Source organism: Leptolyngbya sp. CALU 1928, assembly GCF_056784215.1.
In genome coordinates, this window is sequence record NZ_JBXBCE010000001.1 from 1566423 (window position 1) to 1580897 (window position 14475).

The 14475-nt window shown below is 48.1% G+C and carries 13 protein-coding genes and 1 pseudogene; 5 read left to right on the forward strand and 9 right to left on the reverse strand.

Annotated elements, in window-relative coordinates; translation table 11 throughout:
• Positions 1-15: 15 nt before the first annotated feature.
• The 3 genes from AC1S5B_RS07300 to AC1S5B_RS07310 are packed head-to-tail and all read right to left on the reverse strand — an operon-like array spanning position 16 to position 2067.
• A complete protein-coding gene (locus AC1S5B_RS07300; RefSeq protein ID WP_482035015.1) occupies positions 16-900 on the reverse strand; it encodes a hypothetical protein in 885 nt (294 codons plus the stop codon).
• A 12-nt stretch (positions 901-912) separates the two neighbouring features.
• Complete coding sequence (locus AC1S5B_RS07305) at positions 913-1416, reverse strand: hypothetical protein (RefSeq protein ID WP_482035016.1); 504 nt, start codon at positions 1414-1416, stop codon at positions 913-915.
• Between the two features lie 30 nt (positions 1417-1446).
• Entirely contained in the window at positions 1447-2067 is a 621-nt protein-coding gene (locus tag AC1S5B_RS07310; RefSeq protein WP_482035017.1) for a hypothetical protein, read from the reverse strand.
• 388 nt (positions 2068-2455) lie between these two features.
• On the opposite strand from AC1S5B_RS07310, the gene egtC reads away from it, so the two are divergent.
• Positions 2456-3244, forward strand: a complete 789-nt coding sequence (egtC, locus tag AC1S5B_RS07315) for an ergothioneine biosynthesis protein EgtC (RefSeq protein WP_482035018.1) — start codon at positions 2456-2458, stop codon at positions 3242-3244.
• A 52-nt stretch (positions 3245-3296) separates the two neighbouring features.
• Complete coding sequence (gene egtB / locus AC1S5B_RS07320; RefSeq protein ID WP_482035019.1) at positions 3297-4496, forward strand: ergothioneine biosynthesis protein EgtB; 1200 nt, start codon at positions 3297-3299, stop codon at positions 4494-4496.
• Between the two features lie 32 nt (positions 4497-4528).
• On the opposite strand, the gene AC1S5B_RS07325 is transcribed toward egtB, so the two are convergent.
• From AC1S5B_RS07325 to AC1S5B_RS07335, 3 genes are all read right to left on the reverse strand, one after another.
• Positions 4529-5041, reverse strand: a complete 513-nt coding sequence (locus AC1S5B_RS07325; RefSeq protein ID WP_482035020.1) for a hypothetical protein — start codon at positions 5039-5041, stop codon at positions 4529-4531.
• A 110-nt stretch (positions 5042-5151) separates the two neighbouring features.
• On the reverse strand, positions 5152-5493 hold the full coding sequence (locus tag AC1S5B_RS07330; RefSeq protein ID WP_482035021.1) for a BON domain-containing protein: 342 nt from the start codon (positions 5491-5493) through the stop codon (positions 5152-5154).
• Positions 5494-5651: 158 nt separating this feature from the next.
• Entirely contained in the window at positions 5652-6734 is a 1083-nt protein-coding gene (locus AC1S5B_RS07335) for a threo-3-hydroxy-L-aspartate ammonia-lyase (protein WP_482035022.1), read from the reverse strand.
• A 192-nt stretch (positions 6735-6926) separates the two neighbouring features.
• Here AC1S5B_RS07335 and pruA point away from each other — a divergent pair, with 192 nt between their 5' ends.
• Positions 6927-9935: an L-glutamate gamma-semialdehyde dehydrogenase gene (pruA, locus tag AC1S5B_RS07340; RefSeq protein ID WP_482035023.1), complete on the forward strand. Its 3009-nt coding sequence runs from the start codon at positions 6927-6929 to the stop codon at positions 9933-9935.
• An 835-nt stretch (positions 9936-10770) separates the two neighbouring features.
• Positions 10771-11466, forward strand: coding sequence for a hypothetical protein (locus AC1S5B_RS07345; protein ID WP_482035024.1), 696 nt, complete (start codon positions 10771-10773; stop codon positions 11464-11466).
• Positions 11467-11688: 222 nt separating this feature from the next.
• On the opposite strand, the gene AC1S5B_RS07350 is transcribed toward AC1S5B_RS07345, so the two are convergent.
• Positions 11689-12768, reverse strand: a complete 1080-nt coding sequence (locus AC1S5B_RS07350; protein ID WP_482033858.1) for an ISAs1 family transposase — start codon at positions 12766-12768, stop codon at positions 11689-11691.
• Positions 12769-12823: 55 nt separating this feature from the next.
• The gene (locus AC1S5B_RS07355; RefSeq protein WP_482035025.1) at positions 12824-12946 is read right to left on the reverse strand and encodes a hypothetical protein; all 123 of its coding nucleotides are present in this window, start codon (positions 12944-12946) and stop codon (positions 12824-12826) included.
• Here AC1S5B_RS07355 and AC1S5B_RS07360 point away from each other — a divergent pair.
• Positions 12932-13429: pseudogene (locus tag AC1S5B_RS07360) on the forward strand (transposase); the annotation flags it as partial. The gene AC1S5B_RS07355 and the pseudogene AC1S5B_RS07360 overlap by 15 nt on opposite strands.
• Positions 13430-13521: 92 nt before the next feature.
• Here the strand turns inward: AC1S5B_RS07360 and AC1S5B_RS07365 are convergent.
• Positions 13522-14322, reverse strand: coding sequence for a TIGR00297 family protein (locus tag AC1S5B_RS07365; protein WP_482035026.1), 801 nt, complete (start codon positions 14320-14322; stop codon positions 13522-13524).
• Positions 14323-14475: the final 153 nt, after the last annotated feature.

The window sequence follows — 14475 nt, forward strand, 5'->3', positions numbered from 1 at the left end:
GTCAAATTTCAGTAGCTAAATTTCAGCAACAGCACGCTCAATCAAGCGTCTTACTAAAGTTTGAATCCCTGTATGACGGTAGTACTTCACATTCATATCCAGCAACGCACCGACATAATCCGCTTTGTCATCAGTAAAGTCGATAAAGCCCTTGAGATTATGCATTAATCCGCTTTGAGTTGCCCCGGTGGAAGAGACGAAGTTTTTCATCCAGCCTGTTGTCGAATCAAAGCTTTTGGTAATGAAGCCCAGCTTATCGTTGGAGTTATCGCCAGGAATCAGATCTTTGACGCTCTTATAAGTTTGATTTCCTTCCAAGTCTGAAGCATTACTGCCTTGAACATTGCCCAGCGCTTTTTCAGCAAACTCAGGACCTAACGGAATCAGCCCATCAAAGCAAACCAATGCCGCCATTCTCATCAACGATTCACCGCTGTAATCGCCTAATGCTCCCAGAAAATCGCCAATGCTGTCGCCAGGGATGCCGTTAATTTGGCAAAAGGCAACTAGCTCGGTCACCAGTTTGACAGAGAGATCAATGCTTTGAGCTTTTTCGGGTTTGGGGCTAACGTGTTTGAGAAAGCCTAAAAACGTATCTTGCCCAATCCGATTTGCCAGGGCAGCCGCTCCGAGCAAGCCAGAACCGCTTTGCACGGTGTCATAGAGCCAGTAGGCGCGTTGATAGCCTTGGGATTTATCGTTATAAAGCGTTACTGCACGCTCACCAATTTGCTGAATGAGGGCTTCATCGGTTTCGCCCGTGACGGCGCGAATGGTGTTATCAAACCCAGTCAAATTTTGCCATTGCCCGGGAATGAGCGTATCTAGAGACTTCATCGCCATGACGGTGATGCCGCCAGTGGGGAGTTCGTCAACGAGTTCAAAAATCGATTTGCTCATAGGTAGGACTCCTTATTTCTTTTGAGATAGACCGTTTAGATTGAATTTTTGAATCCAATTGACGCGGTCTTGTTTGGTAAAGGATGGATCACGAGATTGGGCTTTAACTTGAAAGCGATCGCCCACCAGAACGCCCGTTCCGTTTTGCCCTTGGTCAACGGCAGGAAAACCCGCAATTTTGGTGGTACTTTGCTGGTATTTACTAGCAGACGCTGGCGTACTAATGGTGTCGCTAATAGACAACATCGCTACGTTTTTGCCGCCTTTATTGACCTTATGTTCTGCAAAACCTTTCTTTTCCTGAGCGGGAACGACCGAAAAGCCATTGGCGGATTTAGGAAAATATCGGTTAAGTTGACTGCCGTTGATCGCTTCTTTGGAAACCGCTGATTGACCTTGGGTTTCTGTTTGAACTTGGTCATAGCGGGAGGGTGGCTTTTCACCTCCACACGCCGCTACAACCAGTGACAGGCTGAATAAGGCAGGAACGAGAAATGTGCGGGGAGTAGCAATCATGGGAATCTTATAACGATGAAAAATGGGAAATTAACCGGCGGGTTGAGGCACCAAGGAGGGATTGGGCGCTCTTTGAGGCAGAGGCGGTAGTTTGGTTACTTGATTGACAGGTTTTTGAGTTGCGACTGGCGCGATAGCGGGTTTCATTTTTGCCAATGCTTTCAGATCAAACTTTTGGAGCCACTGAACGCGATCTGCTTTCGTAAACGAGGGATCGCGGGAAAGGATTTTTACCTGATAGCGATCGTTCACCAAAATTCCGGTTGAGTTTGCGCCTTGATCTACTGCTGGATAGCCCGCCACTTTCTCGGTTGCAGCTTGATACTTTGCGGCGGCAGAAGGAACGCTGGTCGTATCACTAATCGACAGCATTGCTACATTTTTGCCGTCTTTATTCACTTTATATTCAGCGAATCCTTTCTTTTCTTGGGCAGCGACTACTTCATAGCCCCGAATACCATCAGGAAAAATCTTGTTAAATTTCGCGCCTTGTTCAGCTTTTTTGGCAACGGCTGTAGGTGCGCCCCGTTGTGTTGTATCTTTTTGAACCTGAGAATAGCGAGATTCTTGAGTAGGAGAGCAGGCTGAAATAAACAGCACTAGGCTAATCAACAATGGGGCAAGAATTTTGCGCCAGCGAACAGAGTTCATAACGGTCTCCTTAAAAAATGGGACTACTGAAAATTTTGTCGTCATTTGGCTTCACCCGTAGCAAAATACTCAAAAATCTTAAGACAAACATTTAAGAAACACGGGTAGAGATCTACCGTAAAAAGTTTTGCGTATTGGGGTTACTAACCTCTAATTCAAACCTGATATCCATCATTGAAAATTTTTGCCCTGTTTGTCTTCATCCATAATGCATAAGTTAGCCAGTGCATACGTTCGTGGTGCTTGCATTTCTTAAAATTCCCATCAAAATCAACCTTGTTTCACAGGTAAGGGCTGCAAGGTTAGGATGCATTTTAAGATTTGGTTTTAAGCTAGACCTCGGAAAATTGTGTAAAGATTTGGGAAATATACTTTTTATTTGTAATTCATGTGCCGCTTACTCGGCTATTTTGGCGCTTCCGTGCCGCTCGATCGCTTGCTTTATAAACCTGAGCATTCCCTCATTGTGCAAAGTTATCAGCCCCGCGAGATGACGGCGGGGTTGATGAATGCCGATGGATTTGGAGTGGGCTGGTATCATCCGCAGCGTAGCGTTGAGCCGTTTTTCTACAAAAATACGCTGCCCATTTGGAATGATATTAATCTGCCCAGCCTGAGTCGCTATGTGGAATCGGGCTGTGTGCTGGCAAATATTCGGAGTGCCACGGCAGGTCTATCCATTGATTTGATCAACTGTCAGCCCTTTCAATCACAGCAAATTTTAGGGATTCATAATGGCTTTATTGATAATTTTCGCCAAACGCTTTATCGCCCGATTCGAGAGCGGTTGAGCGATCAGGTTTATCAATCAATCCAAGGCACCACTGATTCTGAACATATCTTTGCGCTCATCGTGAATGAATTGGTTGAAGATCCGCAGGCTTCATTAACCGATGCTCTGACGCGATCGCTGGATCTACTGTCTAACCTTGGCGAAAAATACCGGGCTGATTTCTCTGCCAATCTGATCATTAGTGATGGCCAACAGATGGTTGCCGCTCGGTATGCTAGCCGTGATCCGCTGCCTAGTCTCTATTGGCTGAGTGATGATCTACTGTTTCCCGATGCCGTTCTGATTGCTTCTGAGCCACTTTTTGACGGTAACTGGATATCCTTTCGCGATCGCAGCATTCTCACCATTAACCATGATCTCACCCTCAAAATCCACAATCTCTAGCAGATCCTTCCTAGATTCCGGTTGCCCCTCTGCTCGTTTGCTACGCCAAAGCATGATTGAATGCCGCGAATCTACGCTGTCGTTGTTTAACGAGATGGATGATGACACTCTCTGCCATCAAGCTCATCCCGATTTTAGTCCTGTAGGCTGGCATTTGGGGCATATTGCCTATACTGAATCTCTTTGGTTGCTAGAACGCTCTGCTGGATATTCCCCTCAGTTTCCTGAATATCATCGCCTGTTTGCGGCGGATGTTTTGCCCAAAGTCGATCGCGTCAAACTTCCTACCCTGGCAGAAATCAAAGACTATTTAAGCACTATTCGAGAGCAGGTTTTTGACTATCTGGCGATCGCGCCAATTGAGCAGCAAGAACGGCTATGGCAATGGTTATTGCAACACGAAAGTCAGCATTGTGAAACGATCGCGATCGTCTTGGCAATCAAAGCACGACAAGAAACACTCCCATTCTTACCTCTCGCCCCTTGCCCCTCATCCCTCACCGCTGATCCAATGATTCAAATTCCTGCGGGTGAGTTTGAGATGGGCAATGGGGCGATCGCGGCACTGGATAATGAACGCCCTAGTCATCAGGTCGATCTGGAAACATTCTGGATTGATCCGTATCCGGTTACCTGCGAGCAATATCGTTTGTTTATGCAGGCAGACGGCTATCAAACTGCCGCCTACTGGTCGGTTGAGGGTTGGCAATGGCTGCAACAGAATCCCGTGACTCAACCGTTTTATTGGTCAGATGACGCGGCTTGCGATCTCCATCCTGTTTGCGGCGTGAGTTGGTATGAAGCGGAAGCCTACGCCAACTTTGTTGGTAAACGATTGCCCACTGAAGCCGAATGGGAGAAAGCGGCCGGGTGGAAAAGTGATGCCCGACTGCCATTAATTTTTCCGTGGGGCGACAACGATCCATCCCCACGGCTTTGCAACTATGGGCACCTTGTTGGACAGACTACGCCAGTGAATGCTTACCCGTCAGGAGTTAGTCCCTATGGCTGCTACGACATGATAGGAAATGTGTGGGAATGGACTAGCTCTTGGTTTCAGGGCTATCCAGGCTTTGCTAGCTATCCTTACAAGGGGTACTCCCAAACCTATTTTGATGATCAGCATCGAGTATTGCGGGGAGGCAGTTGGGCAACGCGATCGTGGGCGTTACGCAACCCCTTTCGCAACTGGTACTATCCCCATGTGCGCGAGATTTTTGCTGGGTTTCGCTGTGCCCAAGATCTGCATTAAGAACCCAGAACTCAGAACTCAAAATTATTGTCCTACTGCATGAAACGACTGGCTAATCGCATGGCATCCCCTAAATCAACGTTGCCGTCGTTGTTGGAATCCAAAAAATTATTGAGGAGTGGATTCGAGTTGCCGTCATTGTTTCTGCCAGAACCGAGCAAATTGAGCAGGACTGGAATTAGCGAAGCTAGTAATCCTTGAATGGTGCCAGCCGGTAATCCTGTGCGCTGAGAGATTTCTGCGGCAATCTGAGCTTGTTGTTCTGGGGAGAACAGAGCAGACACCGCCGCAGGATTGGAGCCAATGCCACCAAATTGATTGACGATCGCCGCAACTTGAGAATCTCCCCCTTCAGTTTGTTGTTGCTGCAACGCCGATCGCACATATCCGCCTACCATGGACACCATCGTTTCGCCAGTTCCAGCATCTATATTATTGTTTCCAGCGATTTGCTGCACTGTCCCTAAAATATCGCTCATCTGGTCAGGATTCGCCTGCTGATTAGGGTTGGCGATCGCGCCCATAATTTGGTCAAAAAGTCCCATCGTTTCACACTGATAAACTGCCATCATCATACGCAAAAGGCTCAGCCATTTTGCGCTGAGCCTTCTTTTTTTTATCTTTTGAAAACCGGAGCAGCGAGTTTGTCTCGCTGTTAGCCAACTTCTACGCCGCTCGTGTCAACCGACGTTGCACCACTCACGCTAGAGGCTACAGATGTTGCCTTCGTTAAAAAGTCTTGACTAGGCACTTTACCTTTCAATACCACTGTGCCACCTGTTTGAGCAACCCAAAGTGTCTCAACGTCATCAATTTGTCCATCGTCATCAAAGGCTTTAGCAACCCGCTTTGCCAACCCACTCTGATCGTATTCTCCATTTAAACCTACACGCTCAGCCGGAATAGCGCTACCCGTAGGCGCATTTGCAGGAGCTGCCTCAACAGCAGGAGCCGCCTCAGCCTTCTTTCCGCCAAAAATTCTGTCTAAGAAACCCATAGGTTCAACAATCTCCCGATAATTCAATTCACAATGCAGCTTAGCTTAAACAAGCTCTTTAGCACATTACCAAAAGATAGAGAAAAACGACGTTATACCAATGACAGCATCCGATATCTTAAGGAAAATTTCCAATAGAGAAAATAGTCGTCGCAGACCTAACTAAGCTCTTGAGCTAACGGTTTTTCAGGCATCGCTTTTTTGGGCTGCGATGCTTTGGACTGCGATGCTTTGGACTGCGATGCTTTGGACAGCAACTTTCCTGCCTGTTTTAAATCCACATTGCCGCCACTAATAATCACTCCAACTCGCGCATTGGGAAACTGAAGCACTCCCTCTAGTAAAGCAGCGGCGGCAAGCGCGCCAGTTGGCTCCACCACAATTTTTAAGCGCTCCCACAAAAAGAACATGCTGCGAAGAATGGCGGCTTCGGAAACCGTGACCATATCGGCAACATAATGCAGCACTAAGGGAAAAGTGTAAGTGCCCAAGGAAGGAGTTCGTGCGCCATCGGCGATCGTGTCAGGATTATGCACCGTTTGCAGGGTTTTACTGTAGAACGATCGCGTGGCATCATCGGCTCGTTTTGGCTCCACTCCCACTACTTGACATCGGGGCGATAGGGTGTGAGCCGCGATCGCGCAGCCAGAGAGCAGACCGCCGCCCCCACAGCACACCAGCAGCATATCCAATTCGCCTACTTCGTCGATTAGTTCTTTGGCAGCAGTGCCTTGCCCAGCAATCACAGACGGATAATCATAAGGCGGAATTAAGGTTAAGCCGCGCTCCTCTGCTAGGGTTTTTCCTAGTTCTTCCCGGTTCGTTGTTTCGCGATCGTAGAGTAAGACTTCTGCGCCATATTCGCGGGTGGCAGCTTGTTTCACGGCTGGAGCATCGGCAGGCATGATAATGGTGGCAGGAATATTGAGTAAGCGACCTGCCAACGCGATCGCCTGCGCGTGATTACCCGATGAATAGGCAATGACTCCCCGCTGCCGTTGATCTGACGACAATTGTGCCAACGTATTATAGGCACCTCGAAATTTGAAGGAACCTGTTCGCTGAAAGTTTTCACACTTAAAAAAGACCTGACTGCCCACTCGGCGATCGACGATCGTTGAAGTGAGAACAGGAGTCCGGTGAGCATATCCCTGAAGTCGAATGGCTGCTGCTTCAATATCTGAATAAGCCACTGCCAGTAAAGAGGATGCTGTTGGTTGAGATACTTCAGAATCAGGCATTATGACGCGCAATCAAAGAAATTGACTTCATGATATCGCGTTACCAATCCTGATTTGGCGATCGCACAAAGAGTGGCGAAGTGTGGAGAGAGTGATAGGGAAGCAGGCTAGAATTGATCAGCAAGCCTGATTGATTGCATCAGGCGCGATCGCTGTTTTCATTTGTGATTAGGAGTCTTTTCTGCTGTGGTTATGCAAGCCCCTGTTAACGCTTACGAAGCAAAAACTCAAGATATTGCCCGTCAGCTTATCTCCGCCACCCGCGAAAATCGCTCTGTGTTTGCCCAAATGCGCGACCAAATGCGGTGGGATGATAAATTGCTGGGCTGGACAATGAGCAATCCGGGCTTGCGAGTGCAATTGTTTCGGTTTATCGACTGCTTGCCATCGCTTCGGAGCAAAACCGAGATTGCGCGTCACCTGCAAGAATATTTGGGCGAAGCATCGGTTGAGCTTCCAGGTACGCTGAAAGGAATGCTCAATTTTGCCAATCCTGACTCTATGCCGGGACAAATTGCTGCGACGACGGTTTCCACAGCCGTTGAAACCCTGGCACAAAAATATATTGCGGGTGAAACCATTCAGCAAGTACTGAAAAGCATTGAAAGACTCCGAAAAGAGCGGACAGCTTTCACAGTGGATTTACTCGGTGAGGCAGTGATCACTGAGCCAGAAGCGAAATCCTATCTCGATCGCTACCTCGAATTGATGAACCAGCTAACGGATGCGGCGACACGCTGGTCGAAGGTGGATCAAATCGATCGCGCGGATGGGGCAGAGTTACCCAAAGTTCAGGTATCGATCAAGCTAACGGCGCTTTATTCCCAGTTCGATCCCTTGGATGAAAAAGGTAGCCAGGAAAAGGTGAGCGATCGCGCCCGGACTTTACTACGCCACGCAAAAGAATTGGGGGCTGCCGTTCACTTTGATATGGAGCAATATCAGTACAAATCCAGCACCTTAGCCACGCTGAAACAACTGCTGTTGGAGCCTGAATTTCGCGATCGCGCTGATATTGGCATTACGTTACAAGCCTATCTGCGCGACAGTTTGGGCGACCTGAAAGACCTGGTTGAGTGGGCAAAAGAACGAGGAACACCCGTGACGGTGCGCTTGGTCAAAGGTGCCTATTGGGATCAGGAAACGATCAAAGCGGTGCAAAAAGACTGGGCGCAGCCGGTTTTTAATGATAAAGAATCAACGGATGCCAACTTTGAGGCAATGACGCGGTTACTGCTGGAAAATCACGAGTATCTGTATGCCGCGATCGGCAGTCACAATGTTCGCTCTCAGGCACACGCGATCGCGATCGCCGAAACCTTGCAAATTCCGCCCCGTCGCGTCGAGTTTCAAATGCTCTACGGCATGGCAGATAAATTGGCAAAAGCGATCGCCGACAAAGGCTATCGCGTCCGGGTTTACTGTCCCTACGGCGAACTGATTCCTGGCATGTCCTATCTTATTCGTCGCCTGCTCGAAAACACCGCCAACAGTTCCTTCCTGCGCCAAAATCTGGAAGAACGCCCCGTCGAAGAATTGCTGAAAGCCCCTGTGAGAAAAGAAGAAACTGATACTACCCAACACCCGACATCCGACACCGTTCGGCTGAGCGCTCCCGTCGAAGCCCAACCCCTTTTCCCTAACGCTCCCGATACGGATTATGCCGATATGACCCATCGACAAGAGATTCAGCAGGCATTGAAGCGAGTACGCCAACAGTTGGGTAAAACCTATTTGCCCGTGATCAACGGCGAGTCTGTCAACACTGAAACAACAGTAAAGTCATTGAACCCATCACAGTTTAATGAAGTGGTGGGCGAAATTGGGTTGATCAATATTGAGCAGGCAGATCAGGCGATCGCGGCGGCAAAAGCGGCGTTTCCTGCCTGGAAAAAAACTCCGGCACGCGATCGGGCAAATATTCTGCGTCGGGCTGGCGATTTGATGGCAGAACGGCGCGAAGACTTGATTGCCTGGATGGTGCTGGAAACCGGAAAAACCGTGCGAGAGGCTGATCCGGAAGTGTCGGAGGCGATCGACTTTTGCCACTACTATGCCAATGAAATGGAGCGCTTAGACAGCGGCGTTGCCTATGATTTTCCCGGTGAAACCAACCGCTATCATTACCAGCCACGGGGTATTTCTTTAATCATCTCGCCCTGGAATTTCCCCTTAGCGATTCCCGTGGGCATGACCGTCGCGTCTCTGGTGGCTGGCAACTGCACTCTGCTGAAACCCGCTGAGGTGTCCTCGATCATTGGTGCAAAGATTGCCGAGATTTTGCTGGAAGCAGGCTTTCCCTCAGGCGTATTTCAGTTCGTTCCCGGCAAAGGTTCCACCGTGGGCGCTCACATGGTCAAACACCCCGACGTTCACATGATTACCTTCACGGGATCGCAAGAAGTGGGCTGTCGGATTTATCGAGAAGCGGCAGAACTGCAACCGGGACAAAAGCACCTGAAGCGGGTGATCGCGGAGATGGGCGGCAAAAACGCCGTGATTGTCGATGAAAGTGCAGATCTAGATCAAGCGGTGCAGGGCGTGGTGCAGTCGGCGTTTGGCTACAGTGGTCAGAAGTGTTCTGCCTGCTCCCGTGTGATTGTGCTGGAGTCGATTTATGAGTTGTTTTTGGCGCGATTGGTGGAAGCGACGCGATCGCTCAACTTGGGTAATACCGAACTGCCGGGTACAAAAGTCGGTCCCGTAATTGATGCCAATGCTCAAACTCGCATCAAAGAATACATCGAAAAAGGGCGGTTACAATCTCCAGTTGCCCTAGAAATGGCTGCTCCAGAGGGCGGCTACTTCGTGGGTCCAGTCATCTTTCAAGACGTGTTACCTGACCACACGATCGCCCAAGAAGAAATTTTTGGTCCCGTGCTGGCAGTGATGCAAGCAAGCACCTTTGATCAAGCGATCGCGATCGCCAACGGCACCAACTACGCCCTGACGGGTGGCTTATATTCCCGCACGCCATCCCACATTCAGCAAGCAGAGCAAGAGTTTGAGGTGGGCAATCTGTATATTAATCGGGGGATTACCGGGGCGATCGTGGCGCGGCAACCCTTCGGCGGCTTCAAACTTTCTGGCGTTGGCTCCAAGGCAGGCGGCCCCGATTACCTGCTGCAATTCCTAGAGCCGAGAGTGATTACGGAAAACATTCAGCGTCAAGGCTTTGCCCCGATCGAAGGGGCGGATTAAAGGCTGGAAGGTCTACTGAGTTTAGAGACAAAGGTTTAGTCACTCATCTAGCCTAAACAGTTGCTCAACTCAAGGCGATTTCTAGCAAGCAAACTACCTGCCGCGCCCTAAGCTTGCCAAAGGAAAAAATTTCTTCTGGAAATCGCCCAAGTACAGGTTGCTGCATGATTACCTTTTCGCAGCAACTTAAACATCCATCTCAAAATCGCTTTTGCACAAGTTTTATAAAGATTCGATAAAGTTGTAAAATTCTCTGTTCACTTAAGAAAAGTTTAAGAGATTCTTAAATAGTTCATTAAGGCAGAAGAGTAACTTTAGGCATTCCAACAAGATTCACTCATACTTTCTAATTGAAGTGATTGCTAGAAACGTAAAAAGTTGGCGTTAAAATCCTTGACTCACCCGACCCAACGCCCTCTCCCGTGGGAAAGAGGACAAAATCAAGATTCGCTCTTCTCCATTATCCAGAAAGCTTGGGAGTACGGGCAGTAACGTTAGTGCATTAAATATGAGAGTACCAAAAGCTTCTCATCTTTCATAAAGAATACAGGGCAAAGTGTCTGAACGAACTGCCTCTCAGACAGTCTCTCAAAGTTTTTTCCAGCCTTTTCCATTATTCAAAACGCCTAGAAAAAGGTTAAAGATTAATTAACAGATGGTTATGAGGTACGCAAACCTATGACTCTAAACGCTAGCCGTAAGAAACCATAGATTTTCTACTTCAAAATTACAAAGCACTCTACCCTCTAAACAAATTTCTATGATCTCAATCTACTCACGAAAGATTCTCCGATTTCTGACCTTTTTGTTAGTGGGTCTTACTCTCGCCAATCTTATGGTTCAGATTGCTAGATTTAGCTTAGGGCGTAATAACCTTTTAGGGTTAACGAGATTATTTGATGTCAACAATGAGAACAACATCCCGACATGGTATGCATCCATTACCTTACTGCTATGCTCACTGCTTCTTTGGATAATCTCTAGTATTAAAAGCGATCGCAAAGATCAGTATGTCCGTTATTGGAAAGGTTTATCGCTCATTTTTCTGTTACTGTCGCTAGACGAAGCTGCTAGCTTTCACGAATTGTTGATTCCATTTGGTTCTGCGGTTAAAGCCAGTGGTTTTCTGTTTTTTATCTGGGTGATTCCTGGAATTATATTCGCTTTGAGTATCGCGCTGATTTACTTCAAGTTTTTGATGGCACTACCCGCTAAAACTCGGTATTTATTTGTTGCTGCTGGAGTTATATACATTTCTGGTTCTGTTGGTTTCGAGATGATTGGCGGGTATTATTTCGATGAGCATATTCTAAAAGATCCAGATTCATCTGCCTCTCAACTACCTGCCTTTTCCCTAACAATGATTCTAGCTATAGAAGAATTCCTTGAAATGCTAGGTATCCTTGTCTTTATCTATGCTCTGATGTCATATATCAATCTGAACTTAAAAGAGATTCAAGTTTCTTTTTCTAAAAGTAAAGTTGAGCAATTATTTGAAGAAGAGGCTGGTGTGACCAGCAGCAAATCATAAGCTTGATTGAGAATTAATCGCTGGTTGAATTACAGCCGCTCACGCAATTTCTAGAAGATTCTATTGCAAATGGTGAATTCAAGCGATGTTTCCCGTAAATTGGGCTGGAGCGCCTATTTTAATCACGCCACCCCATATACGGTTACAAATGGCAGTGTTGGGTAGGGTGGGAAAAATACCAATTTTCACCTTCATCGCTCCCGGTGACCAAGCAGGGCTGATTCATTGGCAGAAGGAAAATAGGCGAGGGATATCATGAGCAACCTGTCGAATCGCCTGAGTCAAAGAGTCAAACCCATGCTGCCGGAAGAGATTAAGGGCAAAGGTTCGCACAATTGCCATATTAATCAAAGCGTGACCCTCACACAGTGGAGTCGTATCTTCTTGAAAGACCACATCTTTACACCAGTGGAGGCGATTCTCAATGTGCCAATGCTGCCGGATACGACGGGCAAACTCGGCGGCATCGGTTGCCAGCGAACTGATATAAAACACCGTCTGTGAAACGGGTATGCCTGCTCTTAGTCCGGTGCGTTCGACCCGAATCACTCGTTTAAGAGCGACCCAACTTGGGTCAATGGTGGCACTTGGCTCCAATACACACACACGGCGTTGGGTTGAGCGATTGCGCGTCCGCTCTGAGTCCACGTGACAACTGAGGGGAGACGAGTGTTCAAACTGCTGCTGGATTTGGGCTAATAATTTGGGTTGATTCCCTTTGATGGCAATTAAGTAGTGGTTCTGACTGGCTATAATTTGCTGAACTGTTTTTTTTTTGGCGTGCAGGGCATCAAAACTAAAACACACCCCTTGCAACTGAAGGTGCTCCAACAAGGTTTGTACCGTTACAATTTCACTACTCGTTTTGTTGTGCATGGATTGCACCCCAACGACCAGTCCCAGTCGAGTGCTGACCACCGACACCACACTGACAAAATCTTGATACGCCTGGTCGTAATCTCTCAGACTGACTCGGATGCTCTTGCCGTCAACGGCACAAGCGGCTTGCTCTTCCAGCTCAACCGTTTCCTGTGCCCATTGATTGAAAACCTCGGTTAACGCCTCAAAGTCCACTCGCACCAAAGCGCGGCGAATCGTCGAGTAGCAGGGTAACCGCTCATAGGGCACTTCGAGTACCCCTAACAATTGGGTTTGATGGCGCTCCACAAAGCACGCGATCGCTCGATACCCCACACACCCGCTCATCGTTGCCATCAGTACCAGCAACAAAATCACCCACAATGGATACTGGGGTTGGGTTCGATAGTCTCGTACTTGTTTGAGAGCATCAATCAGGCTCATGGCTAGCTAGGGGTGAAAGAGCATCACCCATTATCATTTTTCTACCACTGATGAACTAGCCCTGCGGTGACCAAGGCTCAACAGTTACGGGAATGCAGGGCATGGGCGTTAGCACCCCCAGAGCGGCGGTTTCGGCAGCGGCAACCATAGGATTGGCGATCGAGAGGATGGTCGTCAAAGTCTTAAAGCCAAGGTTCTATTTGCTCGTTTGCAGCCTCATCAGCATCAGGTTTTGCGCCATCGCCGAAAACTATGAGGGCACTGGGTCTGTGTCGCAGCATTGCGCCTGGAAGACCAGTCTTTTTTGATTGTCGTAACTGCTCAATGTCCCCCCAGGGCGATCGCCGATTACGCCAAAAGATGGTCTATTGAAACCTTGTTTGGATGCCTGAAAACTCGCGGCTTCTGCTTGGAGTCAACCCATTTGAAAGACCCAGAACGCCTCAGTCGTCTGATCGCTCTGCTGACGATTGCTTTATGCTGGGCGTTGCGAACGGGTGAATGGTTAGCCGCTCACAAACCAATTACCATCAAAAAGCATGGACGCAAAGCCAAGAGCATTTTTCGGTATGGCGTTGATCATCTTCGTAGAACTCTGTTGAATCTGGAACAGCCTGTAGATGAGTTTTTGCATCTCCTAACTTTTTTGTCCTGTCCCTAGGTTGCCCGGTAGCCTACTCGAATACCTACTTCAAAGCCTTGCCCAGCAAAGTTAATGCAGCTTTTAAAAAAATATTTCCTGATTTGCAGTACTCAAAAACCAACTCGCAGGACGATCGCAATCGCGATCGCGGCAATGGCTCCAATCAAAGTATTCACCACATTTACTAACTCATTACTGAGCCACTTAACCTGAGTTTGCAAGGTTGCACCAATCACACTTTCCACGTTGGTAGCAATGAAGGCAGCAATAATGCAAATCACAACTCCACCCAGCGTAATCAAACCCACAGACCAACCCACTAGGGCGATCGCTACAGAAGCGATGATGCCTGCCACCGTTCCTTCTAAACTGATTGCGCCTTCAGTCCCACGAGGAACCGGCTGCAAAGTGGTAATTAAAAAGGTGCGTTGACCGTATGCCTTCCCAATTTCACTCGCGCACGTATCAGCAAGCTTGGTGCTAAAACTTGCTACATAGCCCAACGCTAGCAGTCCTATGAGCAGATCGGTAGAGGGGGGTGCAAAAACACTGCAAAACCAAATACCTAACGTACATACAGCCGCTGTAAAAGCTGAACCCCAGACGTTTTCGGGTCCGCGTGCGCCCGATCGTTTTTCGGCAATGCCTTCTGCCTCTTTTTGGGCAATGCCAACTTTTGTCACGGCTGATCCCATCAAAAAATAGAACATGACGACTGTGTAGCCTTGCCAACCCAAACAGCCCCAGACCACAATGCCCAATGCCCATGCATGAATTAAGCCTGAAGTTGTCAGTAGTTTTTTAGGCACAAACCACGCGATCGCTGCCAAAACCGTATTTAATGCAACTGCAATCATCCAGCCATTGAGGGACGGTGTAGCGTAGAGAAAATTAGGATTCGCATCAACCATGGCTTTGCATTTGCGAATAACAACATCCCTATCTTAAAGTGCAGGGTGTGGAGTACGGAGTTTAAAATTCAAGCAATACTAATCTTTCGACTATTGCATCTATCCTAGCCTTGGCATCAGTATTTCCTCCTCCGCCCTTCCACTCCACCCCTC

What these genes read in the sequence shown, in the direction of transcription:
- AC1S5B_RS07365 (WP_482035026.1), bottom strand. Translation starts at nt 14,322, where the DNA reads ATGGTTGATGCGAATCCTAATTTTCTCTACGCTACACCGTCCCTCAAT.
- egtB (WP_482035019.1), top strand. Translation starts at nt 3,297, where the DNA reads ATGATTGAATGCCGCGAATCTACGCTGTCGTTGTTTAACGAGATGGAT.
- AC1S5B_RS07335 (WP_482035022.1), bottom strand. Translation starts at nt 6,734, where the DNA reads ATGCCTGATTCTGAAGTATCTCAACCAACAGCATCCTCTTTACTGGCA.
- AC1S5B_RS07325 (WP_482035020.1), bottom strand. Translation starts at nt 5,041, where the DNA reads ATGGGACTTTTTGACCAAATTATGGGCGCGATCGCCAACCCTAATCAG.
- AC1S5B_RS07345 (WP_482035024.1), top strand. Translation starts at nt 10,771, where the DNA reads ATGGTTCAGATTGCTAGATTTAGCTTAGGGCGTAATAACCTTTTAGGG.
- AC1S5B_RS07305 (WP_482035016.1), bottom strand. Translation starts at nt 1,416, where the DNA reads ATGATTGCTACTCCCCGCACATTTCTCGTTCCTGCCTTATTCAGCCTG.
- AC1S5B_RS07350 (WP_482033858.1), bottom strand. Translation starts at nt 12,768, where the DNA reads ATGAGCCTGATTGATGCTCTCAAACAAGTACGAGACTATCGAACCCAA.
- AC1S5B_RS07330 (WP_482035021.1), bottom strand. Translation starts at nt 5,493, where the DNA reads ATGGGTTTCTTAGACAGAATTTTTGGCGGAAAGAAGGCTGAGGCGGCT.
- AC1S5B_RS07310 (WP_482035017.1), bottom strand. Translation starts at nt 2,067, where the DNA reads ATGAACTCTGTTCGCTGGCGCAAAATTCTTGCCCCATTGTTGATTAGC.
- AC1S5B_RS07300 (WP_482035015.1), bottom strand. Translation starts at nt 900, where the DNA reads ATGAGCAAATCGATTTTTGAACTCGTTGACGAACTCCCCACTGGCGGC.
- pruA (WP_482035023.1), top strand. Translation starts at nt 6,927, where the DNA reads ATGCAAGCCCCTGTTAACGCTTACGAAGCAAAAACTCAAGATATTGCC.
- egtC (WP_482035018.1), top strand. Translation starts at nt 2,456, where the DNA reads ATGTGCCGCTTACTCGGCTATTTTGGCGCTTCCGTGCCGCTCGATCGC.